Raw genomic sequence first — 23,878 nt, forward strand, 5'->3', positions numbered from 1 at the left:
CGTGGCGCTTCTCCAGGAGGAGGCAGGCAATGCGAGCGATGTTGTTCGATGGCGCGAGTCCGTTGTTGCGCGAAGTCGAACTGCCCGACCCGAGGCCGGGCGCGGGTCAACTGCTGATCGACGTGCGCGCTTGCGGCGTGTGCCGCACGGATCTGCACGTGGTCGATGGCGACTTGCCGCATCCGAAGCAGCCCGTGATTCCGGGCCACGAGATTGTCGGTACGGTCGCTGCGACCGGCAGCGGCGTGACCGGCTTCGCGCCCGGCGACCGCGTCGGCGTGCCGTGGCTCGGCCATACCTGCGGCCATTGCCGCTTTTGTCTGCGGGGCCGGGAAAATCTCTGCGATGCACCGGGTTTCACCGGGTATACGCTCGACGGCGGCTACGCCGGGCGTACCGTCGCCGACGCCCGCTACTGTTTTCATTTGCCGCGCCAGTACAGCGACGTCGAAGCCGCGCCGCTCCTCTGTGCAGGCCTGATCGGCTATCGCACGCTCGCGATGGCGGGCGACGCCGAGCGTATCGGCATCTACGGTTTTGGTGCGGCCGCACATATCGTTGCGCAGGTCGCGCGTCATCAGGGGCGTACGGTCTATGCGTTCACGCGTCCCGGCGATGCTGCCGCGCAGCAATTTGCGCGACGCCTTGGCGCCGCATGGGCGGGCGGCAGCGATGAGGCGCCGCCCGAGCCGCTCGACGCCGCGCTTCTGTTCGCTCCGGTCGGCACGCTCGTGCCCGCGGCGCTGCGGGCCGTGACGAAGGGCGGAACGGTTGTCTGCGGCGGCATTCATATGAGCGACATTCCCGCGTTTCCTTACGCCTGGCTTTGGGAGGAGCGGCGCATCGTGTCGGTTGCGAATCTCACGCGCGAAGACGGCGCCGCGTTCATGGCGATTGCCGCGCGTCAAACGCTCGAAATCGATGCGACGTCTTATCCGCTTGCGCGTGCGAACGAGGCGCTGGCCGACTTGCGCGAAGGGCGGCTCACGGGAGCAGCCGTGCTGACAATGAACTGAACGCGAGTGCTTGCGGCCACAACGACGCCTGACCGTGGCAACGCACCGCATTGGCGCCAGGGATAATCCGTACCCAAATGTAGTTGAATGATCAGACAATCGTAGTGGAATGATCAGACAAACAGCGCGTGGCGTGAGCCGCGCACCATGGGCACAGCCCGGGAGGTCATGATGTACAAGCAGATTCTGGTGGCGATTGACGGCAGCCGAAGCGGCCGGCGCGCACTCGACGAAGCCGTGAAGATCGCGAAGGCGACAGGCGGCCATGTGCAGGCACTGTGTGTCGTGCAGCATCCCGCCCGGCTCGCGGACGTCGGCGCCGCTTATGCCGAAGAACTCTCCCACGATCCCAATGCAAACAATGCCGCCACGTTGGCGCTGGACGAAGCGAAGACGGTATTCGCGCAGGCGGGCGTCTCGGGCAGCACGCGTGCCGCCGATGCCGTCGGCGAGGATATCGCCGGAGTGATTTACCGCATTGCAGCAGAAGACGACGCCGAACTTGTCGTGATGGGCACACGCGGGCTTTCGGGGATGAAACGCCTGCTGCTCGGCAGCGTGGCAGAGGCATTTCTGCGTATCGCCGATCGTCCGGTCATGCTCGTGCGCAATGCCGAGGAAACCGGCGCGTAAGTGAGTGGAAAGGCACGGCAAGGCGCTTGATATTTCATGCAGCGCCTCGCACGTGCCTGATCATCTGTCGCGAAAATAGCGAATAAGCATAGAAGTAAAGCTGATCACGTGTCACATGAATCTTGATAAATGATCTGGATCATCCGGCGCGCGCGCACTCATTCCGCGCCGGCCTTTCTTCGTGCCTATGATGATGAGGGGATCTGGCGCATTTCGAACTTGCCGCACTCCAAATCATCGTAGAGACGCGGCCGTATCCGCCTTTCACGAGCCGCCGTGATCCTCCATGCACCGCCCGGACGCATTTGTCGTCGCGCCGCTTGTTGTCCGCTCTTTGCGGGTTGCTTGCGGCCCCGCGGAATGTCTGCGTCCGCGCTTCACCATTCGCGGTGCGCCGCACCTGGCGCCACGCCAGGCACTGCAATCTTGTGAGGACACTGAACATGGTCACCGCTTCCAATCCCTCGTTCGACGCCTGGCGCGTCAACGCCTCTGCTGTGCTACAGATGCTCTCGCAGGGTGAACAGTGGCGCGAGCAGCTTCTCGCGCTTCAGCAACACCGTTACGAACGCGACCGGGCCGCGCTCGAGGGCGTGATGGAGACGCTGCGCGCCGCGCAGGACTGGAGCGATTTTGCAACGGCAAGCCAGTCGGTGCTGCGCGACTATCTCGGCGCGAGTGCGGCGATCTGGCAAGAGAGCGTTGCCGCCGCCATGCAGGGCGCGGGCGCCTGGACCGATACCGCACGCGGCATCGCGCAGAGCTGGCAGGACTCGCTTGGCGGGTTGGAGCCGGGCGCGGCGACGGCATCGGCGATGCCCATGCGTGAATGGATGGCTGCATTCGAGCGCGCCGTCGGCGCGGCCGTGGCCAACGGTGTATCGATGACGAACGGCATGACCCATGGCGCGGCGGGACACGCGCACAACAACGGCAAGCAGGCTGCACACACACAAGGAGAACAACATGGCAGCTAATCGCATCGCATTCGTAACGGGGGGTATGGGCGGTCTCGGCGCGGCAATCAGCAGGCGGCTTTGCGACGCAGGCATGACGGTTGCGGTGTCGCACTCGCACGGCAACGATCACGTGCTTTCCTGGCTCGACGCCGAGGAGGCCGCGGGCCGTCACTTCGTGACGTACGAGATGGACGTCAGCGATTTCGAATCGTGCCATCACGCCGCCGAACAGGCGCTCGGCCAATTCGGCCATGTGGACGTGCTCATCAACAACGCGGGCATCACCTGCGACCGCACGTTCGTGAAGATGACGAAAGCCGATTGGGATTCGGTGCTGCACACCGACCTCGACGCGCTCTTCAATACGACGAAGCCCTTCATGCCCGGCATGCTCGAACGCGGCTTCGGGCGGGTCGTCAATATCGGTTCGGTGAACGGCTCGCGCGGCGCGTATGGACAGACCAATTACGCGGCGGCGAAGGCCGGGTTGCACGGCTTTACGAAATCGCTCGCGCTGGAAGTAGCGAAGAAGGGTGTGACCGTGAATACGGTGTCGCCTGGCTACCTCGCGACGCAGATGGTCGAGGCCGTGCCGAAGGAGGTGATGGACACGCGCATCCTGCCGCAGATTCCGGTCGGACGGCTCGGCCAGCCGGACGAAATCGCGGCGCTGGTGGCGTTCCTGTGCTCCGACGAAGCGGCGTTCATCACGGGTGCCGATATCGCAATCAACGGCGGGATGCACATGCAATGAAGTCTGCGACGAACCACACCAGGCCGAATGCACGGCATGCCGATACCGCATTGCAAGGGTCGGGCGCGATCAGCGCACCGAAAGGCAAGGAACCGGCGCACGCGCACAGAGCGGCGGTGCGGCCCGCGCCGCCCGCGATGACTCTCGTCGGCCTGCACGACGATCCGCTCGATCTCGTTGCGCATGCAAGTGTTGCTGCGCTCACGGGAGGGCTTTCGCCGGTTTCGGCCGTGCTGGCGTGCCTCGATTGGGGCATGCATCTGGCGATTTCGCCGGGAAAGTGTTTCGATCTCGCCCTGCGCGCTTCGCACGACGCGGCCGCTGCCTGGCGCGCCGCGCTGCCAGTGGTGGCTGGGGTGGCTGGGGTGGCTGGGGTGGCTGGGGTGGCTGGGGTGGCTGGGGTGGCTGGGGTGGCTGGGGTGGCTGGGGTGGCTACGGCGGCTGCGCCGCCGGTGAAGGCGCCGGAGGCGCCCGCAGACGATCTGCGTTTCATTGCGTCGTCGTGGTCCGCGTGGCCGTTCAGCGCGTGGCGCGACAACTTCCTGCGCACGCAGGAATGGTGGCAGGAAGCGACGACCGGCGTGGCGGGCGTCGAGCGCCATCACGCCGACATCGTGCGTTTTCTGGCGCGTCAGTGGGTCGATGCGTGCTCGCCGGGCAATTTCATCGCGACCAACCCGGTCGTGCTCGAAGCCACTTTGGCGAGCGGCGGCGCGAACTTCGCCCAGGGCATGAAGCACTGGATACAGGATTACGCCGCCGTGACAAAAGGTATGGGCGGTGCGCCTGTCCATACGCCGCTCGCGTATGAACCGGGCAAGGATGTTGCGCTCACACCGGGCAAGGTCGTTTGGCGCAACGCACTGTGCGAGTTGCTCCAATACGATCCGGCAACGACCAGCGTGGCGCGCGAACCTGTTTTCGTGGTGCCGTCGTGGATCATGAAGTACTACATTCTCGACCTCCAGCCGCACAACTCGTTGATCCGCTATCTGGTCGAGCAGGGGTTCACGGTGTTTGCGCTGTCCTGGCACAATCCGCGCGCCTCGGCACGCGATCTCGGCCTGGACGATTACCTGCAGGCGATGCTCGATGCGCTCGATGCGGCGCGGACGCGCTGCGGCGGCGAAGCGGTCCAGGCCGTGGGCTATTGCCTCGGCGGCACGCTGCTTGCCATCGCAGCGGCGGCGCTCGCGCGCGACGGCAAAGACGATGCGCTACGTTCCATCTCGCTGATTGCCGCGCAAACCGATTTCAGCGAGCCCGGCGAGCTAGGTTTGTATATCGACGCGAGCGAACTGGCTGCGCTCGACGCGCTCATGTGGCGGCAGGGCTATCTGGACGGCTCGCAAATGGCGGCGACTTTCCAGTTGCTCAACGCACGCGATCTTGTCTGGTCGCGCATGATGAGCGAGTACCTGCTTGGCCGCCGTTCGAAGGCCAACGATCTGATGTCGTGGAATGCGGACACGACGCGCATGCCGTACCGCATGCATATCGAGTATCTGAACGATCTGTTCCTCCACAACGATCTCGCCGAGGGACGCTATTGCGTGGGCGACGAACCGGTTGCGCTTTCGGATATCGAGCAGCCGATGTTCGTCGTCGGCACCGAGCGCGATCACGTTTCGCCGTGGCGTTCCGTCTACAAGCTGCTGCTCTCGACTCACAATCCGCTCACGTTTCTGCTGACCGCGGGCGGTCACAACGCGGGCATCGTGTCTGAACCTGGGCATCCGCGGCGTCACTACCGCTGCGCCACGCGCGAACCCGGAATGGCGTATCGCAGCCCACAAGCGTTCCTGGACGGCACGCCGCCGGTTGAAGGATCGTGGTGGCCGCGCCTCGCGGCGTGGTTGCAGGAACAATCGAGCGGTGAAATCGAGGCGCGCGCCGTAACCGGAGGATTTGAGGACGCACCGGGCGTCTATATTTTCGAGCGATAAGCGGTAAGCCACGCGAGGCGTGTGAAGCACATGGGGCCACGGTGCTCATCACCGCCTTGCGTTGCAGGGACGGTGAACGAATTAGGCCTGCGAATCATCGATCGGATGATTTGTGAACAGAGTGAACACAGCTCAAGGAGGCGAAAATGAGCAATATTTCGCGTTATGACCCGTTCGGGATCGAAGGCGTGCCCGAACTGTTTCATGGGCTGTTTCGTCCGTTGCGCAGCGCGGGCGGCGCGGAGGCGCAGCCTGGCGGCATCAGGATCGACGTGACCGAAGATGACGCGACGTATACCGTGAAGGCCGAGCTGCCGGGCGTCGAGAAAAATGACATCGATGTGAAGATCGAGGGCAATCTCGTTTCAATCGCAGCGAAGGTCGAGCGCGACACCGAGTTGAAGGACGGCGAGCGCGTACTGCGGCGCGAGCGTTATACCGGCAGCGTGAGCCGCGCGTTTACGCTCGCATCCGATATCGACGAGGCGTCGGCCGGCGCGCAATACAAGGACGGCGTGCTGACGCTGACGTTGCCGAAGCGGGCGGCGAGCGCGCGCAAGCGCCTCGAAATCAGTTGATGCCGAGAGCGGCGCGCTGCAATTTCCGGGCGACCGGGAGCGGTGTGTGAGCGCCGTGGCACGCAGGCCCATGCTGCGCGCGGTTCGCCAGTTTAAGGCCTGCGCGCGGTTGCGTACGCGTAACAAAGCGAAACACGTCTATAGCGAAACTGTACGTTTCGGCCACTATGCTACGCAACACCGGGCGTTTTCGCACAGGAGAGATTCGATGCTCAGTCACCACGAACTAGCGGCGCTGTTGCTGATTCGCGATGCACATACGCCAATCCAGACGCTTGACTCCGATTTTCTGGCTCTGCAGCACTATCAGCTCGTGGAAATGGACGAGCAGGCCGACGACACCGTGCCGCGACTCACGATACGCGGGCGCGAATTGCTGAGACGCCTGGACGGCGACGGCGCAGGGGGTTGAAACCCGCGTAAAAGGGATCAAAAGCGAGGGATTAAAAGCGAACGATCAACGGCAAGGACGCAATGGATCTGGGACTGTCAAGTGGCTGACATTTGACGCTACGCCGGTTACAAACGCGTAATGAAGTGCGACGCCTTCCGCGTTAAACTTCCGTGCCGTTTCAAAGCGGCCCTTTTTAACCGTATTACGCTGCCGTTAAAAATCCCAAAACATGAAAGCCGCATTCAAGCCTGTTTTCCGTTTGTCCGCCCTTATTTGCTGTGCTGCCATGGTCGCGCCGATTGCCGCGTTCGCGTCGCCAGCTCACGTTGTCTGCCACGTCGAGCATCACCATCATCATCCCGTGCGCGTTTGCCATCGCATTCACCATCGTTGAACTCAGGGTGCGACACCGCAACGCCGCGCATACACGCGGCGTTTTTGTTTGCTTCACGTTAATCAGTAATCCGTATATATAAGCACCGCGCCAACGCGATGCCCGGCAGCGGATCGGTTGTGGGCGTGCGGGTGGCCGGGTTGTTCGAAGCTGGCGCAGAAAGCGGGGGAAATGTTGAGAATCAGATGGACGGTGTGCGGCAAGTGGCACACCGTCCAGTGGGATGGTTGTTATCAACTGTTGCGGACTCAATTACCGCCGCCAGGTTGCCGGTTTCTGCCGCCGCCAGACGAACGGTCGCCGCCGCGAGCATCAGGCGGGCGTCCGCCGCCCTGACCGGCCTGCGCACCGGGTGGGCGACCTCCGCCGCTTGCGCCGGGCGGGCGTCCGGGGCCGGGTGCCTGCGCGCCTGGTCCCTGCCCAGCGGGCGGCCTGCCAGCGCCGGGCGGGCGGCCCCCGCCTGACGGCCTGTTGCCACCGGGTGGTCGGGCGTTGTTTCCGGGCCCGCCGCCCTGAGGCGGACGCCCGCCGACTCCGGGCGGTCGGTGCGGCGGCCGGATGGGAGGCGGCCTGACCGGCCGCGGCGGCGGACGACGCATCCAGTACGCCTGGTTGCGGAACCAGGGCCGGTCGCGATAGAAGTTGCCCCAGTACGCGCCGAGCGAAAACGTCACGACAGGCAGGCCGATCATGGGGCCGTAGCTCATGACGGGAACAGGTCTGCCCTGGAACGTGTAATTCAGGAAGCCGCCCCAGACCCAGCCGCGCAGGCCAGACAGACTGATGTCGCACCAGCTGAAGCCCGAGAGGCATCCCCACACCGAAACCGGGACGCCGCCCGGTACTTGCGCGACGATCGGATAATCGCCGGCAGGTCCGGCGAATAGATTCACAGTCGTATTGGTGAACGCCGGAGTCTGGGCGGCGGCCGGTGGCGAAGCGATGAAACTTCCCGCCAGACCGGCAAATACCGCACCGACGAGATGCTTGCGCATCGCAGTTCCTCCTTGAAGGGAGATCGCCCGACGATCGTTGTGCGATCTGTCACTACGGTAGCAGATAAGCCAGTTTGGGCACCGTCCCGCGTGTAACGGGGTATTTCGCGCGCCGCGCACCATACCGCTGCGGCTTGCGCGGTCAATGAGATCGCGCATGCGACCACGTATGCGACAGATTGCGCAGCGCTATTTGTGTTTGATTTTCTTCAGCAGATAGTCGCGCAGCAGGATCGCGTGGTTGTGCTCGACATCGCGCGTGCCATAGAGCAGGGCGATCGGCCCTTTCGCGCACGCGTCGGCGAGCGGCTGCCACGCTTCGGGATTCGCGTCGAGTTCGGCGAGGTAACGCTTGCCGAATTCGTCCCATTGCGAAAGATTCTGGTGATACCACTGGCGCAGCGGCGTGCTAGGCGCAACGTCCTTGAGCCATTCGACGTGCCCGAGCGCTTCCTTGCGGATGCCGCGCGGCCACAGCCGGTCGATGAGGAAACACGCGTGATCGCCGGTGGGCGGCGCTTCGTAGACGCGCTGAATGTCGATGGTCGGCTTGGTCATCGTTATATCTCCATTCTGCGGTTGCCGCGCCAGCGGGTGCGCGGCAGCCAGCGTTGCCGCAACGCGCTCGCGCAGTGCGGGCAGCACATCGTGCTCGAACCACGCATGGCGCGCGAACCAGGGTTGATTGCGCGGCGACGGATGCGGCAGCGGCACAAAGCCGGGAGCGTACTCGCGCCACGCCTCGACAGTTTCGGTGAGCGTTGCCTTGCGCCGGTCGCCCAGAAAATAGCGCTGCGCGTATTGCCCGATCAGCAGTGTGAGCTGCACGTCCGGAAGTTGCGCGAGCAAGCGTGCGTGCCAGCGCGGCGCGCACTCGGGGCGCGGTGGATTGTCGCCGCCAGCGCCGCGGCCCGGATAGCAGAAGCCCATCGGCACGATGGCGACTTTCGAGGGGTCGTAAAAGGTCTCGCGATCGATGCCGAGCCACGTGCGCAGGCGCTCGCCGCTCGCGTCGTCCCACGGCACGCCCGATGCGTGCACCTTTGTGCCGGGCGCCTGCCCCACGATCAGTAAACGCGCGCCCGGACCGGCTTGGAGCACCGGGCGCGGGCCGAGCGGCAGCGTGTCGGCGCACACGGTACAGGCGCGGATTTCGGTAAGCAAACGCGAGAGCGGGTGGGAAGGCGAGCGGGTGGAGGGCACGGTGAGCGGGCGGGGATTGCCGATGCAAGGAATGGTTTCGAGTCTACCAAAGGTATCGAAATGCGGCGGCGTCACATCTGTGCGAGCTGCTTGCGCCTTTTCCTGTACCCTCGTGAAGGTCGCGTTTTCACGGAGCCGCCATGCCCGCAGGAACAGAAACGACACGCAGCACGACCCGCACCGAACCTTTGCCGGTCGATCTCGCGCTGCAAGGCGGCGGTTCGCACGGCGCCTATACGTGGGGCGTGCTCGACCGGCTGCTCGAAGAACCGTGGCTGCAGATCGAGGGCATTTCGGGCACGTCGGCGGGCGCAATGAACGCTGCGGTGCTCGCAAGCGGTCATGCGAAGGGCGGCGTGCCGGGCGCGCGCGCCGCGCTCGAACGCTTCTGGCGCCGTGTGGCCGACGCCGCGCGTTTCAGCCCGTTCCGGCGCGGCTTTTTCGACATGATGCTCGGGCGCTGGACGCTCGATCATTCGCCGGTCTATCTGGCGTTCGACATGATGGCGCGCGTCATTTCACCGTATGACATGAACCCCGCGAGCATCAATCCGCTGCGCACGATCCTTGCGGACACAATTGATTTCGACGCGCTGCGCGACTCGCGCATCAAGCTCTTCGTCACGGCGACGCGCGTGCGCAACGGCCAGGCGCGCGTATTCCGCAACGCCGATCTCACGGCCGACGCGCTGCTCGCATCGGCGTGTCTGCCGACGCTGTTCCGCGCCGTCGAGATCGATGGCGAAGCGTACTGGGACGGCGGCTACGCCGGTAACCCCACCATCACGCCGCTCGTGCGCGAGACCGATTCGGTCGATACGATCCTCGTGCAGGTCAATCCCGTGGAGCGTCCGGGCACGCCGCGCTCGGCGCGCGAAATCGTCAACCGCATGAACGAGATCGCGTTCAATTCGCCGCTGCTTAAAGAACTGCGCATGATCGCGCTGCTGCATCAGGTGGCTGACCCGGGCAACAGCGAAGGCCACCGCTGGGCGACGATGCGCGTGCACCGCATTCACAGCGACAAGCTCGTCACGCTCGGTACATCGTCGAAGCTCAATGCCGAATGGTCATTCCTGACCATGTTGCGCGACGAAGGCCGGCAAGCCGCCGATACCTTTCTCGCGACGCACGGCGCGAGTGTCGGTGTCACGTCGTCGTTCGATTTCGGCGCGCTGCTCGACGGGGTGCTGCAATGAGCGCGGGCACGCTCGCGGTGGGCCTCGCGGGCATGCTCGCGAGCCTTGCGCTGCTCATCTGGCTCGCGTATCGCGGCTGGAGCGTGCTGCTGCTCGCACCGCTCTGCGCGATGCTCGCCGCGCTCATTTCGGGGCAACCGGTGCTCGCGCACTGGACGCAGACTTTCATGGGCAGCACGGGCCGGTTTCTCGCCCAGTTCTTTCCGCTTTTTCTGCTCGGCTCGCTGTTCGGCAAGCTCATGGAAGACAGCGGTTCGGTCGACGCCGTCGCGCAGTTCATGATCGACAAGCTCGGCTCGCGCCATGCGCTCGTCGCCGTCGTGCTGGGCGGCGCGCTCGTCACGTATGGCGGCGTCAGCCTCTTCGTCGCTTTCTTCGTGCTCGCGCCGATGGCGCAGGCGCTGTTTCGCTCGGCCAATCTGCCGCGCCGCCTGATGCCCGCCGCGATCATGCTCGGCACGGCAACCTTCACGATGTCCGCGTTGCCGGGCACGCCCGCGCTGCAAAACGCCATTCCGATGCCGTTCTTCGGCACCACGCCGTTCGCCGCGCCGGGGCTCGGCGTGATTGCGAGCATCGTGATGGCGGGCTTCGGGCTCTGGTGGCTTTCGCGCGTGGCGGCTTCGGCGCGCCGCAACGGCGAGGGTTTCGTCGAACCGGAGAACGGCGCTGCAAAGCAGCAGGAGGATGGCACGTCCGCGCTCGTGCGCGAACGCGCAAGCGTCGCGCAGACCTTCGACCCGGCTGAAATCGGCGGCGCCGAGCCGTCGAAGGAAGCCGGTCCGCCGCCGCCGTGGGTTGCGCTCACGCCGCTCGCGGTGGTCGTGGGCATGAACTTCGTGATGAATGTCGTGGTGTTTCCGCGCATCGATGCGTCGTATCTCGCCGAGCCGCGCTGGGGTGCGACGACGCTTTCTGCCGTGGCGGGCGTGTGGGGCGTGTCGGTGGCGCTCGCGCTCGGCATCGTCGTGCTCGTCGCGCTGAACCGGCAGCGCCTCGGCGCGCTGCGCGAAAGCGTCGACGCCGGTGCGAATGCGTCGGTGCTGCCGGTATTGAGCGTCGGCAGTCTCGTCGGGTACGGCGCGGTGATCGCCGCGCTTCCCGCGTTCGAGGCGGTGCGCGACTGGGTGCTCGGCATCGGCGGCGGCCCGCTCGTGTCGCTCGCCGTCGCGACAAACCTGCTTGCCGGGCTGACCGGTTCGGCATCGGGCGGCCTGACCATTGCGCTCGATGCGCTCGGCGAAACTTACATGCAACTCGCGGCTCAACATCACATTGATCCGGCGTTGCTGCACCGCGTTGCCGTCATGTCGTCGGGCACGCTCGACAGCCTGCCGCACAACGGTGCGGTCGTCACGCTGCTCGCTGTCTGCGGCTCGACACACCGCGAAAGCTACCGCGATCTCGTGGTGGTCAGCATCCTCGGCGCGTTGCTCGCGCTCGCGGTCGTCATCGTGCTGGGGACGTTGTTCGGCAGCTTCTGACGCTGCGGGGCAGTCTCAGCGCTTCCCCGGGCGTAGCCCGTCGAACGCGCGTAAACTCCCACGAAGCAGCAATATCGAATGGCTGGGGCACGCTTCTTGCGCCGCTGGTGAGCACCTCGCGTGCCTCGCGTACCTCGGCGGCGCGGTGTATGACGCCCGGCAAATCCGCGCGCGATGCGACAAGCGTGCTGCGACGGGCTGGCGCGTCGCAAGGAGGCTTCATGAAACTGCTTGCTGTCCATCCGAGCGGCCTGATGTATACGCGCGTATTCCTGCGGCTGGAACCGCTGGGGCTCGAATCGGTCGCCGGGGCCGCACGCGAGGCGGGCCATGACGTGCGCCTGCTGGACCTGCAGGTCGAAACGCACGCCGATCTGATGCGCCTCGTGCGTACCTGGCGGCCCGAGGCGCTTTGTTTCTCCGGCAACTATCTGGCGAACATTCCCGAGATCGTCGATCTCGCGAAAGCCGTCAAGGCGGCGCTGCCGTCGTGCTTTGTCTTCGTGGGCGGCCATAGCGTCTCGTTTACCGCGCACGACCTGGTGCGACACGCCGAAGGCGATATCGACTGCGTGGTGCGCGGCGAGGGCGAGGCCTCGATTGCCGCGCTGCTCGACGCCGTCGCGCACGGCGGCGATCTGCTCGCGGTGCCGGGCGTCGTGACGCTGCGCGGCATTGGGCCGCCGCCGGGCTTTGTCGAGCATCTCGATGCCGTGCGTCCCGCGCGCGACCTCCTGCGGCATCGCCGAAAGTACTTTATCGGCACGCTGGATCCATGCGCGTCCATCGAATTTGCGCGTGGCTGCCCGTGGGATTGCACCTTCTGTAGCGCGTGGACGTTCTATGGCCGCAGCTATCGCACGCGCAGCCCGGAAGTCGTCGTCGAGGATCTCGCCGCGCTGCACGAGCCGGGCGTATTCATCGTCGACGACGTGGCCTTCGTGCACGCCGAGCACGGCATGGCCATCGCCGAAGCGATCCGGCGGCGCGGCATCGAGAAACACTATTACCTGGAGACGCGCGGCGACGTTCTGCTGCGCAACAAGGAGGTGTTCCGGTTTTGGCGCACGCTCGGCCTCAATTACATGTTCCTCGGCCTCGAAGCTATCGATGAGGAAGGGCTCAAGGCGTTTCGCAAACGTGTCAGCCTCGACCGCAATTTCGAGGCGCTGGAATTCGCGCGCTCGCTCGGCATCTCCGTCGCGATCAATCTGATCGCCGATCCCGACTGGGACCGCGATCGCTTCGAGACGATTCGCAAGTGGTGTCTTGAAATTCCCGAAATCGTCAATATCAGCGTCAATACGCCGTATCCGGGCACCGAGAACTGGCAACACGAATCGCGCCCGCTCACGAGTCTCGATTACCGGCTTTACGACATCCAGCACGCGGTGGTGCCCACGAAACTCCCGTTGCCCGAGTTCTACGCGGAACTGGTGCGCACGCAACAGGTGCTGAACCGCAAGCATCTTGGCTGGGTGGCGCTGCGCCGCGCGTCTCGCCAGGCGGCGCGCCTTCTGCTGCACGGCCAGACCAACTTCGTACGCATGCTCTGGCGGTTCAATTCGGTATTCGACCCCAACCTGCAACTGGCCGATCACGCGCGCGCGGTGCGCTACGAAATGACGCCGCCGCCGCGGATATCCGGCGAATCGCATATCGATATGAAAACCATCTACATTCATGGCCCGGCCGGACGCAAGGGCCGCAAGATCGACGACGCCACTGAAAAGTTCGTCGACGAGACGCGCACGGGCACCGAGTGAGCCTGGCGGACGCCCGGAAAATGCCCAAACGGGGGACGTGTTTTCTTGTCTGCGCCGCGCGATGATGCCGGTCTGACGCGCGGGTTTCCGGTTGCCTGGACGCCGGCGAGATTCCAGTCCACTATTGCGCGTGTGCAACAAGACGAAAAACATATGGAATTCCGGCAACTACGCTACTTTCTCGCCGTCGCGGAGCATCTGCATTTCAGCTCGGCCGCAAGATCGCTCGGCATCGCCCAGCCGCCGCTCAGCCAGCAGATCCTCAAGCTCGAAGGCGAGATCGGCACGCGGCTGTTCGTGCGGCATTCGCGCCACGTCGAATTGACCGAGGCGGGGCGGCTCTTTCGCGAACGTGCACGCCGTATCGTCGAAGAAGCCGAACTCGCGCTGGCCGAAGCGCAGAACGCCGGGCGCGGCGAGACGGGGCGGCTCAGTCTCGGCTTTGCCGGGTCGACGGTGTTTCACCCCCTAGTCGCGGCCGCGCTCCAGCGCTTTCGCAGTGCCTGGCCGGGTGTTTCGATCGGTTGCGAGGAAAGCAATAGTTCGGTGCTGCTGGAACGCGTGGGTGAAGCGCGGGTGGATGCCGCCTTCGTGCGCCTGCCGCTCGACTGCCGCGTGCTCGCCACCCAGCCGCTCGTCGAAGAGGACGTGCTCGCCGTGCTGCCGCCGCGGCATCGCTTTGCGCGGCGGCGCAGCCTGGATCTCGCGGATCTCGCGGGCGACCCGCTCATTCTTTTCCCGCGCCCAATCGGGCCGGATCTGCACGATTCGATCATCAGCGCGTGCCATGAGGCGGGTTTCCATCCGGTCATCAGCATGGAGTCGCCGCAGATTTCCTCCGCCGTGAACATGGCGGCGGCGGGCTTTGGTGTAACGCTGATTCCTTCGTCGATGCGGCAGATTCAGGCGAAAGGCGTGACGTATCACGCGCTCAGGGGCGGCACGCTGCATACGACGATTGCGCTCGTGTACCGTCCACAGGATCGGGCGCCCGCCGTGCAGAATTTCATCGGAATCGTGCGCGATATCGCACGGCACCCGCAGCAGATTTGACCCCCATCGATTGATAGGATTTTCGTCTTGATCGCGACGTCTTGCGATATTGGACGTATTCATTGGGTCGGCCTATCCTTGCGCAAAATTTGCTGGCGCCGCCGGCACCTTATTATTCCGTGCAGGAGACGCCTTCATGTCCACCGTCCGCCAAGGCACCGTTTCGCATGCCAATTCCCGGGTCGAAGGGCGAGCGCCGCTCGTTGAATCGCTGCAGTCCATCGTCGGCCGCAACTATGTGTTGACCGGCGACAAGGCCACGCGGCGCTATCGCACGGGCTTTCGATTCGGGCAAGGTTCCGTTGCGGCCGTGGTGCGGCCCGGCTCGCTCGTGGAGCAGTGGAAGGTGCTGCAGGCATGCGTGGCGGCGAACGTGGTCGTGATCTCGCAGGCGTCGAATACCGGTCTCACCGGCGGCTCGACGCCCGACGGCGACAACTACGACCGCGATGTGGTCATCGTCAGCATGACGCGCATGCGCCAGGTCTACGTCATCGACAGCGGCAAACAGGTGATCTGCCTGCCCGGCTCGACACTCGACCAGCTCGAACAGACACTCAAGCCGCTCGGCCGCGAGCCGCACTCGGTGATCGGCTCGTCGTGCCTCGGCGCGTCGGTAATCGGCGGCATCTGCAACAACTCGGGTGGCGCGCTCGTGCGGCGTGGCCCGGCGTACACGGAAATGACCGCGTACGCCCAGGTGGATGCGCAAGGACAGCTCAGATTCGTGAACCATCTGGGCATCGGTCTTGGCGAAACGCCGGAGGAAGTGCTTGGGCGCCTCGATCGCGGCGATCTGCCGGAAGACGCTATCCGTCACGATGCGGGCGCCGCATCCGATCATCAGTACGCGAAACATGTCCGCGATGTCGACGCCGACACGCCCGCGCGCTATAACGCCGATCCGCTGCGCTTGCACGAAGCGTCGGGATCGGCGGGCAAGGTGATGGTTTTCGCGGTCCGGCTCGATACTTTTCCGATCGAGAAGGGCACGAAGGTGTTTTATATCGGCACGAACGAGACGTCCGAGCTGACCGATCTGCGTCGCCATATTCTCGGTGAGATGTCGAACCTGCCTATCGCGGGCGAATACATGCATCGAGACGCTTTCGATATCGCCGAGCGCTACGGCAAGGATATGTTCCTGCTCATTCAGCACCTGGGCACGAAGCGCCTGCCCGCGTTGTTCAATCTGAAGAGCCGCTGCGATGCAATCTTCGAGCGCATCGGCATTTTGCCTTCGCATTTCACCGATCGCGTGGCGCAGGCGGTGAGCCAGCTTTTCCCGAGTCACTTGCCGGTGCGGCTGAAGGACTATCGCAATCGCTTCGAGCATCATCTGATGCTCAAGGTCTCTGCCGATATGGCTGAAGAGACGCACGATTATCTGAAACGCTATTTCGCGGGCGCAAGCGGCGACTTCTTCGAGTGCACGGCTGAAGAGGGCGCCAAGGCGTTCTTGCATCGCTTCGCAGCGGCGGGTGCGGCCGTACGTTATCGCGCCGTGCACAGCGCGGAAGTGGAGGATATCGTCGCGCTCGATATCGCCCTGCGCCGCAACGATCGCGAGTGGTTCGAGCAACTGCCCGAGGCAGTCGAGAAACCCATTGCGATCAAGCTCTACTACGGCCACTTCCTCTGCCACGTTTTCCATCAGGATTACATCGTGCGCAAGGGCCACGATTGCCTCGCGCTCGAACACGAAATGTGGAAACTGCTCGACGATCGCGGCGCCCAATATCCGGCCGAGCACAATGTGGGGCATCTCTACTATGCGAAACCCGAGCTGAAATCGTTCTACGAATCCCTCGATCCGTGCAACTGCTTCAACCCGGGGATCGGCCATACGTCGAAGTTCGCGCGCTATCGCGAGACAGCCGAATAACGGTAACCGCGGCGCGGAGCCGCCGTTGCGTCGAAGGAGCAGGCTCAACATGAGCTTGCTTTTTTATTTCTGGTTCGTTTATTCGACATGCTTATTTATCGCTTCTGTAGCGCGACGAGCGCTGTCGAGTGCGGCCCGCTTCGAAGCGGCGGCCGTGTCGAATGCGTATGCTTGAACAAAGCCGCGCGGTCGGCTCACGCGCGCGCAGGGCGCGGCCTGCTGCCGCTGTATCACACTTGATTGGTGTCGAAACATATGGAAACCGGAATCGATGGAAAGGTCGTGGCGATCACGGGGGGATTCGGCAGCCTCGGCCTGGCGACAGCCGCGTTGCTGATCGAGCGCGGCGCGCGCGTGGCGCTGATCGGCCGCAGTGCCGTGCCGGGCACGCTTCCGGCAGGCGTGACGGCCGCACTGGGCCTTGGCGGCGTCGATCTCGCAGATCTGCAAGCGGCGAAGCAGGCGCTCGATGCCGTCAACGATCAACTGGGCCGCCTCGACGCGGTGCTCAACATTGCGGGCGCGTTCCGATGGGAAACCATTGCAGACGGCGATCCGGCCACGTGGGATCTCATGTACGAGGTCAACGTGAAGACGGCGCTCAACGCATCGAAGGCCGCTTTGCCGCATCTACTCAAGAGCGGGGCGGGGCGCATCGTCAACATTGGTGCGGGCGCGGGCCTGAAGGCCGGTGCCGGCACAGGCGCGTACGGCGCGTCGAAAGCAGGTGTCGCGCGGCTCACGGAGGCGCTTGCCGAAGAGCTGAAAGACAAGGGCATAACCGTCAATGCGATTTTGCCGAGCATCCTCGACACGCCGCAAAACCGCAGGGACATGCCCAATGCGGATTTCACGCGCTGGGTTCAGCCGCGCGAAATTGCGGCGCTGATTGCGTTCCTGCTTGGCGCCGATGCGCAGGCGATCACGAGCGCGTTGATTCCGGTGAGCGGACGCGTATGAATGGCGTGCGCACAGCCTGAGGCATGCGGCGATCAGGGCGCGTCGATGCGTATGGCGGATCGTATGTTGGATTCAATGTCCGCGCGGGCCGCCGCCGTGCCCCATGCCACCGCTTTCCCAGTGCCCGCCACCGCTGAAATGTCCCCCGCCGCCATGAAAGCCTCCGCCGTGTCCCCGGAAGCCGTGATGGAAGCCGTGATGGAAGAACCTGCCACCGCCACCGCCGAAGACTCCGATGCTCGCGAAGCCCGGGTAGTAGCCCGGGTAATAGCCGTAATAGTCGGCGTACGGATAGCCGTAGTACGGGTAGCCGTATCCATAGTCGTAGTAGTCGTAACCCGAATAGGGTTCGACGGCGCAGCCGGCCAGAACGGTCGCTGCCGCCAGTGCCAAAGTGAGCCGCAACACGATTGTCTCCCTCTAATATTGCTTTGAAACCGAACTAGGGGATCGGGTTCAAAAGCAATTGTGTCCACAGTTTACCGTTGCCGTGTGTAGCAGAACGAATGCGGCGCGCGTTACCGGAAAGCCGCGAATGGCGCTCGTGTCGCTCGTGGCGCAAGCCAGCACCTCATCGGTCATACCAGTTGATTCAGGATATCGAAATAACGGATTACGCGCCCATCAAATTCCATGTCGAATCGCTGAAAAAAACCGGCGATGCCGATTTACGGCTGATCTGGCGCTTTACATCGCTGGACTGCATGTGAAGTGAAGATCGAGTGAAGAGTGAGGAAATCGCGCTCGCGGTATCGACGGCGTTCACGCACGCGGAACACGGTCCGCGACGCGCAGTGACAAAGTGACCCATCGGCGTGATTCACCTGCGGCACAAGCTTGACGCGCCATCTCGCGAGAAAGCCGGGGCATGCGGCCCACAGCGGGCTTGCATACAGCCATGAATATGAAAGAGAATTCGTACCGCATTCAAAGAATGGTCGAGCTCCTTCGTGCTCCCGGCTTCATGGGTATGAGCGATGCAATACGACGCTGGCACCCGGCGCTTTCACACCCGCTTTTGTACCCGCTTTTGTACCTTTACGATGCCACGGCCTGTATGCACGTATCGGCATGTGGACGTACGCAACTGTATTTGCCGCTTTCTCTGGAGGCTCTTGAGCCATGCCCGCCGTACTTTCCCATGAGCCGCCGGTCCTCGACGCGCGCACTTGCCGTGTCGATTCGGACCCGGGCTGCTGCGCGCCGCCACGGCATCGAAGCGATGGCCGCACGGCGCACTGCGGTCTCGTCCTGCCGCTCGCGTTCGCCGCACGCGTCGAAATGCGCTCGCAGACTTCACCGCGCGATGCGGCAGCTTGCCCGCTCGATGGGAGCATCCTGCGCCTTTGGTGCCTGCGCGTGCGTCACGGAGCCTGTCCGAACCGGGCGCCGGACAATCGCGCTTAGCGGCTGCAGCGGCTGCAGCGGCTGCAGCGGCTGCAGCGGCTAAGCGTGACTCCCGCCATTTGCCGGACGCCCGGAATCCGGCGCTTCAGCGTCCCTTGCCGCGTCCGTGGTTTGCGCGCTTCGGTTGCGCGGCGGCGTACCAGTCGCGGATAGTCGACCAGATCTCGTCAGCCGTTTCGCAGAACGTGAACAGCGCCTTGTCGACGTGATCGATCATCCCTTCATCGGCGAGAAATTCGAAATTCACCGCTTGATGCCAGAACGCACTGCCCACCAGCACGACGGGCAGCGGTGTGATCTTGCGCGTTTGCAACAGCGTGAGCACTTCGAAGAGTTCGTCTAATGTGCCGTAGCCGCCCGGAAAGAACACCGCTGCCTTCGCGCGTTCGAGCAGATGCAACTTGCGGATGCCGAAATAGTGGAAGCGGAAGCACAGTTCGGGGGTCTGCCATGGATTCGGAAACTGTTCGTGCGGCAGCGTGATATTGAGCCCGACGCTCGGCGCGCCGGCCTCGCTCGCGCCGCGATTGGACGCCGCCATGATGCCCGGGCCGCCGCCGGTGACGATCGTCAGCTTCGGCAAGGTGGCCGTGGCTTTCGCCGCACCGACGAGCCGTCCGAATTCGCGTGCGACTTCGTAGCCGGCACTGCGTTCGACGAGCCTGCCAGCCGCGTGTACGGCGGTCTGTAGCGCGTGGTCGTCGGGTTGCGCGCGCAGTGCGCGGCGTGCCTGTGCGAGACGTTTGCGGGCTTCAGCGGGTTCGAGCGTGCGACTCGCGCCATAAACGACGACAGTGTGATCGATGCCCGCGGCCTGCAAACCCCGCTGGGCCTTTTCGTATTCGAGTTGCAGGCGCACGCCACGCATGTCCGGCCGTTGGAGAAAGTCGGGATCGCGGCTCGCGTCGCGCCACGTCGGGCCGGACATCAAACGCTGCACGCGCGGCGGCAACCCGGAGCGGGCAGGTGTGTCGAGACGCGGATCGGTAGCGGGCTTTGTTGTTACCGCAGTTACTGAAGTTACGGAAGTTACCGAAGTTACATTCAGGCGTTTGGAAGAGGCTTTCATCGATGCGTGCCGCAGAGCGGAGAGGTGACATGCCCTTTATCGTAACGGTGGCGCGCATGAAATGTTCGGTGGCGCGATGTCGGGCGTGGCCGTCGCACTGTAACCGGCCGGGTCGTTCGTGCGTTCATGATCGAGGTTGAATCTGCAGGTGCACGGGCACTCGCGCTATCCTGTTGTACCTTTTAGCGCATGCCCCCCCAATTGACGGGTGTCGGAATCCGCGCAAAGGTAACCGCATACCTATTTTTACAGGGATACCCTAATGCGCCGACGTGAATTTCTCATCAGCTCCAGTGCCGCACTCGCTACCGGCAGCCTCGCGCTGGCCGGTTGCACGACGACCTCCCTTGGCGGGCGTGACGCCGCTTCACAAAACGCGGCGAAGCGCCAATCGATCGACGCCAACGTCGACGCCACGCTCGCACGCCTCTACAACACCGTGAACGGCTCGCGCGAACTGCTTTCGAGGGCGAATGGCGTACTGGTGTTCCCGAGCGTGTTGGCTGCGGGCTTCTGGATCGGCGGGCAATACGGCACGGGCGCACTGCGCGTGGATGGCCGCACGACGGGTTACTACAGTACCGTGGCAGGCTCGTTCGGTTTGCAGATCGGCGTGCAGTCGAAGGCGATCATCTTTGCGTTCATGACCCGTGAGGCGCTCGACAGCTTCCTCAACAGCCAGGGCTGGTCTGCGGGCGCGGACGCAACCGTCGCGCTCGTCACGGTCGGGGCGAACGGCAAGGTCGATACTTCGACTGCAACCAGTCCAGTCGAAGCGTTCGTGCTCACCAATGCCGGTTTGATGGCGGGTGTGTCGCTCGAAGGCGTCAAGGTTTCGCGCCTCATTATCTGAAGCGGCGGTTATTCCGGTGCGTGTGGGGCGTGTCGAATCATTGACGAAACACCCGCCACACGAACGGCGCAGCCGTTTGCAGCAGTTATCCGGATCGAAGCGGGCGGCACGCTACGCGTGTCGCCCCGCATTCGAATTTCGGGGCGAACGACGTGTCGATCCGGCGCAGTCCAGCGCGTCAATTTCTTCATATTCGTCACATGAATGCGGTTGCCTGGTCCTAATGTTGAGATGCATCAACGCCGCAGCGCAGCAAGCCACTACGCTTTGATAAGGAACACCTCTGTCAAATACGCGAACTGGGAGAAGCATTATGCGTGCAGTGGATGTCATGACCACCAACGTCATTACCGTCAAGCCGGAAATGAGTATTCGCGAGGCAGCGGCATTGCTGCTCGAGCGGCACATCAGCGGCGCGCCGGTGCTCGACGCGAACGGATTGCTCATCGGAATCATCAGTGAGGGCGATCTTCTGCGGCGCGTCGAGATCGGCACCCAGGAGCTGCGCCGTTCGCGCTGGCTCGACTTCTTTACGACGCGCGCCGATGCCGAAGCCTATGTGAAATCGCATGCGCACCGCGTGGAAGATGTGATGACACGTGACGTGATCTCCGTGAGCGAAGAGGAACCGCTTTCGAGGATCGCGACGATCATGGAAACACGCGGCGTCAAGCGCGTGCCCGTACTGCGCGATGGCCGCCTCGTCGGCATCGTGAGCCGCGCGAATCTGCTTCAGGCACTGGCGAGCAGCACGGCCGACTCGCAGACGGTGTCCGCCAGCGACCGCGAAATCCGCGAAGAACTGATTGCCGAACTCGAAGGGCGTCCGTGGGCTTTCGCCGGGCGGAACATCGTCGTGACCGATGGCGTCGTACACCTCTGGGGCATCTTCAGTTCGACGGAAGCGGTGCAGGCCGTGCGAGTCGCGGCGGAGCGCATTCCGGGCGTGCGCGGCGTGGAAGACCACACCGAGCCGTATCCGGTCATGCCGGGTTTCTAAACGCCGGTTAATACGCGTTGCTTTAAATTCGTTGCCTGAATTAATCGCGTGAATCAATTACCTGAATTGATCACCCGAGCGCCGTGCGGCGGCCACGATTCAGCGGCTAGCGTCGAGTGCCGACTGCAATCTTGCAAAAGCTTGTTCGTCGGTCCGTTCGAAGCGCAGCGGCGTCACCGAGACACATCCTGAATTAACCACAGCCGTTTCCGTGTCGGGGCCGTTTTCGCGTGGCCCGCGATTGAAACGCAGCCAGTGGTAGTCGATACCACGCGGGTCGATCTGCGGTACGACGTCGATGCCCTGAACGAGTCCCACGCCCTGGCGCGTGACCTTCAACGGGCCCACCGCACTCGCATCGATATCGGGAAAATTCACGTTCAGGCAGATGGGTGCGTCGTGCGAAACCGCAACGAGACGACGGATCGTGTCCGGGGCAAGTGCGCGTGCGGTATCCCAGCGCACGCGTTCGCGGTCACGGAAAGTCTGGCTGAGCGCAATGGACGGCAGCCCGAGCAACAGGCCGGTCATTGCTGCGCCCACCGTGCCGGAAAACATCGTTTCCACGCCGAGATTACCGCCGCGGTTGATACCCGACAGCACGAGCGAAGGCGTCACGTCGCCCATCAGGGAACGCACGGCCATCACGACGCAGTCGCCCGGCGTGCCCATCACACCGAAGCGCCGCTCGCCCCGGCGGCTCACGCGCAGCGGCGAATGCAGGCTGATCGAGTGCGATGTGCCGCTCTGATCGTGTTCGGGCGCGACAACCCAGACTTCGTGCGCCAGTTCGGCCGCGACGGCCTCGAGCACGGCGAGGCCAGGCGCGTCGATGCCATCGTCGTTGGTCAGCAGCACGCAGGGCAGTTTCTGATCAGAAACAGACATGACGGATTTCTCCGGGTGAGACAAGTTGGGGAATGGTCATTATTCCAGAGCGCCGCACGGACCTGTGACGCCCTTTACAATCCCTGACGTTTCTCGCGTCCGTCATGCGCGATGTGACGCCATAATCTCGACGGCCCATCGCGCATCCGGGATAGACTGGCGCGTCAACAGCCTGGCGCGCGCTGTTCCGCAAGGAGAGAGGCCACCGGGCGCCGTATCGATTGCAGAGCGTGGCTGCATGCCGCGAGGAGGACGTAGTGAAGCCGCAAGATTCACCGGATATTGCCCGCATCCTGTTCGTCGTCGCGATTCTCTGCGCGCTGACGATCGGCTCGCTCTATGTGATGCGCCCGTTTATCCCCGGGCTCATCTGGGCGACGACGATTGTCGTCGCGACCTGGCCCGCGATGCTCGCCATCGAGCGCCGTTGTGGCAACCGCCGCTGGCTGGCCACCTTGATCATGCTGCTGATCCTGCTCGTCGTGATGGTGCTGCCGCTCTACGAGGCGATCTCGACGCTCGCGCAGCACGGCGGCGAGATCATGAATGTGGTTCGCAGCCTGCCCGATTACACGCTCGCGCCGCCGCCGGACTGGGTGCGTGATGTACCCGTCATGGGCGCGCGTATCGCAAGCAGATGGCAGTCTCTCTCGGACGCCGGTCCTGGCGGCCTGCTCGCGCAACTCGAACCGTACGTGTCGATTGCGGCGCACTGGTTGATCACGCACGCCGCATCGGTTGGCGTATTCGTCGTTCACATGTTCGTCACGGTCATCATCACGGGTGTCCTCTACAGTCAGGGCGAACACGCGGGCGCGTACGTCGTGCGCTTCGCGGACCGCGTCTCGCCGGACCATGGCGCCGAAACGGTTCGGCTTGCGGGCGCGTCGATCCGCGCAGTCGCACTCGGTATCGTCATCACGGCGGTGATCCAGTCCGCGCTCGGCGGCATTGGATTATGGGTTGCGGGCGTGCCTGGCGCAGGTGTGCTGACCGCTGTGCTGCTGATGATGTGCCTCGCGCAGATCGGTCCGGTGCTGCCGATGGTTGGCGGCGTCGTCTGGCTCTTCATACACGAAGCACGCGTCGCGGCCATCCTGCTGCTCGCGTGGTACGTGGTCGTCGAACTGGTCGACAAATTGCTGCGCCCCATGCTTATTCAGCGCGGCGTCCGTCTCTCGATGCTGCTGATACTCTCCGGCGTGCTGGGCGGCATGTTCGCGTTCGGCATCGTCGGGCTCTTCATCGGTCCGGTGATCCTGGCCGTATCGTCGACCCTGCTTTCCGAATGGATCAAGGAATCGCGCGCCACTGTCTGAGCCGCTTTCCTATGCGAAACGCACCCCGCCAGCATGCGTTTGCACCGGGCCGTACGGCTCAGCAGCCTGCCGACGCGCCGTTGCATTCGACGCTACGATGTTGGCTGAACGACGGAGCGGCAA

24 protein-coding genes and 1 pseudogene are annotated in these 23,878 nt (G+C 63.9%); 18 read left to right on the top strand and 7 right to left on the bottom strand.

What is annotated here, in order from left to right; all coding sequences use genetic code 11:
- Positions 1–29 precede the first annotated feature (29 nt).
- From ACFPTO_RS14255 to ACFPTO_RS14285, 7 genes are all read left to right on the top strand, one after another.
- Entirely contained in the window at positions 30–1,016 is a 987-nt protein-coding gene (locus ACFPTO_RS14255) for a zinc-dependent alcohol dehydrogenase family protein (RefSeq protein WP_377711976.1), read from the top strand.
- Positions 1,017–1,163: 147 nt separating this feature from the next.
- Entirely contained in the window at positions 1,164–1,649 is a 486-nt protein-coding gene (locus ACFPTO_RS14260; RefSeq protein ID WP_377711977.1) for a universal stress protein, read from the top strand.
- Between the two features lie 443 nt (positions 1,650–2,092).
- Positions 2,093–2,626 (top strand): hypothetical protein, encoded by a 534-nt coding sequence (locus tag ACFPTO_RS14265; protein WP_377711978.1) that lies wholly within the window; start codon positions 2,093–2,095, stop codon positions 2,624–2,626.
- Complete coding sequence (phbB, locus tag ACFPTO_RS14270) at positions 2,616–3,362, top strand: acetoacetyl-CoA reductase (RefSeq protein ID WP_377711979.1); 747 nt, start codon at positions 2,616–2,618, stop codon at positions 3,360–3,362. The genes ACFPTO_RS14265 and phbB overlap by 11 nt, the downstream gene beginning before the upstream one ends.
- 137 nt (positions 3,363–3,499) lie before the next feature.
- Positions 3,500–5,308, top strand: a complete 1,809-nt coding sequence (locus ACFPTO_RS14275; RefSeq protein WP_377712119.1) for an alpha/beta fold hydrolase — start codon at positions 3,500–3,502, stop codon at positions 5,306–5,308.
- Between the two features lie 146 nt (positions 5,309–5,454).
- Positions 5,455–5,886, top strand: a complete 432-nt coding sequence (locus ACFPTO_RS14280) for an Hsp20/alpha crystallin family protein (RefSeq protein ID WP_293035398.1) — start codon at positions 5,455–5,457, stop codon at positions 5,884–5,886.
- Between the two features lie 208 nt (positions 5,887–6,094).
- Complete coding sequence (locus ACFPTO_RS14285; RefSeq protein WP_377711980.1) at positions 6,095–6,298, top strand: hypothetical protein; 204 nt, start codon at positions 6,095–6,097, stop codon at positions 6,296–6,298.
- A 184-nt stretch (positions 6,299–6,482) separates the two neighbouring features.
- Here ACFPTO_RS14285 and ACFPTO_RS14290 read toward each other — a convergent pair whose 3' ends face one another.
- From ACFPTO_RS14290 to ACFPTO_RS14305, 4 genes and pseudogenes are all read right to left on the bottom strand, one after another.
- Complete coding sequence (locus tag ACFPTO_RS14290; RefSeq protein ID WP_377711981.1) at positions 6,483–6,668, bottom strand: hypothetical protein; 186 nt, start codon at positions 6,666–6,668, stop codon at positions 6,483–6,485.
- Between the two features lie 254 nt (positions 6,669–6,922).
- On the bottom strand, positions 6,923–7,828 hold the full coding sequence (locus tag ACFPTO_RS14295) for an SH3 domain-containing protein (protein ID WP_377711982.1): 906 nt from the start codon (positions 7,826–7,828) through the stop codon (positions 6,923–6,925).
- Positions 7,829–7,858: 30 nt separating this feature from the next.
- Positions 7,859–8,227: a DUF488 domain-containing protein gene (locus tag ACFPTO_RS14300; protein WP_377712121.1), complete on the bottom strand. Its 369-nt coding sequence runs from the start codon at positions 8,225–8,227 to the stop codon at positions 7,859–7,861.
- A 48-nt stretch (positions 8,228–8,275) separates the two neighbouring features.
- Positions 8,276–8,896, bottom strand: a pseudogene (locus ACFPTO_RS14305) (uracil-DNA glycosylase family protein); the annotation flags it as partial.
- A 116-nt stretch (positions 8,897–9,012) separates the two neighbouring features.
- Between ACFPTO_RS14305 and ACFPTO_RS14310 the strand changes: the two are divergent.
- The 6 genes from ACFPTO_RS14310 (at position 9,013) to ACFPTO_RS14335 (ending at position 17,219) form a co-directional block, all read left to right on the top strand.
- Complete coding sequence (locus ACFPTO_RS14310; protein ID WP_377711983.1) at positions 9,013–10,071, top strand: patatin-like phospholipase family protein; 1,059 nt, start codon at positions 9,013–9,015, stop codon at positions 10,069–10,071.
- Positions 10,068–11,555, top strand: a complete 1,488-nt coding sequence (locus ACFPTO_RS14315) for a GntP family permease (RefSeq protein ID WP_377711984.1) — start codon at positions 10,068–10,070, stop codon at positions 11,553–11,555. Before ACFPTO_RS14310 ends, ACFPTO_RS14315 begins: the two co-directional genes overlap by 4 nt.
- Before the next feature lie 221 nt (positions 11,556–11,776).
- The gene (hpnR, locus tag ACFPTO_RS14320; RefSeq protein ID WP_377711985.1) at positions 11,777–13,321 is read left to right on the top strand and encodes a hopanoid C-3 methylase HpnR; all 1,545 of its coding nucleotides are present in this window, start codon (positions 11,777–11,779) and stop codon (positions 13,319–13,321) included.
- Positions 13,322–13,474: 153 nt separating this feature from the next.
- On the top strand, positions 13,475–14,374 hold the full coding sequence (locus tag ACFPTO_RS14325) for a LysR family transcriptional regulator (protein ID WP_377711986.1): 900 nt from the start codon (positions 13,475–13,477) through the stop codon (positions 14,372–14,374).
- Between the two features lie 136 nt (positions 14,375–14,510).
- Positions 14,511–16,259, top strand: coding sequence for a D-lactate dehydrogenase (gene dld, locus ACFPTO_RS14330; RefSeq protein ID WP_377711987.1), 1,749 nt, complete (start codon positions 14,511–14,513; stop codon positions 16,257–16,259).
- A 255-nt stretch (positions 16,260–16,514) separates the two neighbouring features.
- Entirely contained in the window at positions 16,515–17,219 is a 705-nt protein-coding gene (locus ACFPTO_RS14335) for an SDR family NAD(P)-dependent oxidoreductase (RefSeq protein WP_377711988.1), read from the top strand.
- 72 nt (positions 17,220–17,291) lie between these two features.
- On the opposite strand, the gene ACFPTO_RS14340 is transcribed toward ACFPTO_RS14335, so the two are convergent.
- The gene (locus ACFPTO_RS14340; RefSeq protein ID WP_377711989.1) at positions 17,292–17,624 is read right to left on the bottom strand and encodes a hypothetical protein; all 333 of its coding nucleotides are present in this window, start codon (positions 17,622–17,624) and stop codon (positions 17,292–17,294) included.
- Positions 17,625–17,725: 101 nt separating this feature from the next.
- On the opposite strand from ACFPTO_RS14340, the gene ACFPTO_RS14345 reads away from it, so the two are divergent.
- On the top strand, positions 17,726–17,929 hold the full coding sequence (locus ACFPTO_RS14345; protein WP_377711990.1) for a hypothetical protein: 204 nt from the start codon (positions 17,726–17,728) through the stop codon (positions 17,927–17,929).
- A 412-nt stretch (positions 17,930–18,341) separates the two neighbouring features.
- Complete coding sequence (locus tag ACFPTO_RS14350) at positions 18,342–18,626, top strand: hypothetical protein (RefSeq protein ID WP_377711992.1); 285 nt, start codon at positions 18,342–18,344, stop codon at positions 18,624–18,626.
- Between the two features lie 85 nt (positions 18,627–18,711).
- On the opposite strand, the gene ACFPTO_RS14355 is transcribed toward ACFPTO_RS14350, so the two are convergent.
- Positions 18,712–19,695: an LOG family protein gene (locus ACFPTO_RS14355; protein ID WP_377711994.1), complete on the bottom strand. Its 984-nt coding sequence runs from the start codon at positions 19,693–19,695 to the stop codon at positions 18,712–18,714.
- Between the two features lie 262 nt (positions 19,696–19,957).
- On the opposite strand from ACFPTO_RS14355, the gene ACFPTO_RS14360 reads away from it, so the two are divergent.
- On the top strand, positions 19,958–20,548 hold the full coding sequence (locus tag ACFPTO_RS14360) for a BPSL1445 family SYLF domain-containing lipoprotein (RefSeq protein ID WP_377711996.1): 591 nt from the start codon (positions 19,958–19,960) through the stop codon (positions 20,546–20,548).
- Positions 20,549–20,861: 313 nt separating this feature from the next.
- Positions 20,862–21,548, top strand: coding sequence for a CBS domain-containing protein (locus tag ACFPTO_RS14365; RefSeq protein ID WP_377711998.1), 687 nt, complete (start codon positions 20,862–20,864; stop codon positions 21,546–21,548).
- Positions 21,549–21,647: 99 nt separating this feature from the next.
- Here the strand turns inward: ACFPTO_RS14365 and surE are convergent, their stop codons facing one another.
- Positions 21,648–22,436, bottom strand: a complete 789-nt coding sequence (gene surE, locus ACFPTO_RS14370; protein ID WP_377712000.1) for a 5'/3'-nucleotidase SurE — start codon at positions 22,434–22,436, stop codon at positions 21,648–21,650.
- A gap of 257 nt (positions 22,437–22,693) precedes the next feature.
- Between surE and ydiK the strand changes: the two genes are divergently transcribed.
- Positions 22,694–23,755 carry an AI-2E family transporter YdiK gene (ydiK, locus tag ACFPTO_RS14375; RefSeq protein ID WP_377712002.1) on the top strand — a complete coding sequence of 354 codons (1,062 nt, stop codon included), beginning with the start codon at positions 22,694–22,696 and terminating at the stop codon, positions 23,753–23,755.
- Positions 23,756–23,878 lie beyond the last annotated feature (123 nt).

The organism is Paraburkholderia denitrificans, assembly GCF_042655705.1.
GTDB classification, from domain to species: Bacteria; Pseudomonadota; Gammaproteobacteria; order Burkholderiales; family Burkholderiaceae; genus Paraburkholderia; species Paraburkholderia denitrificans.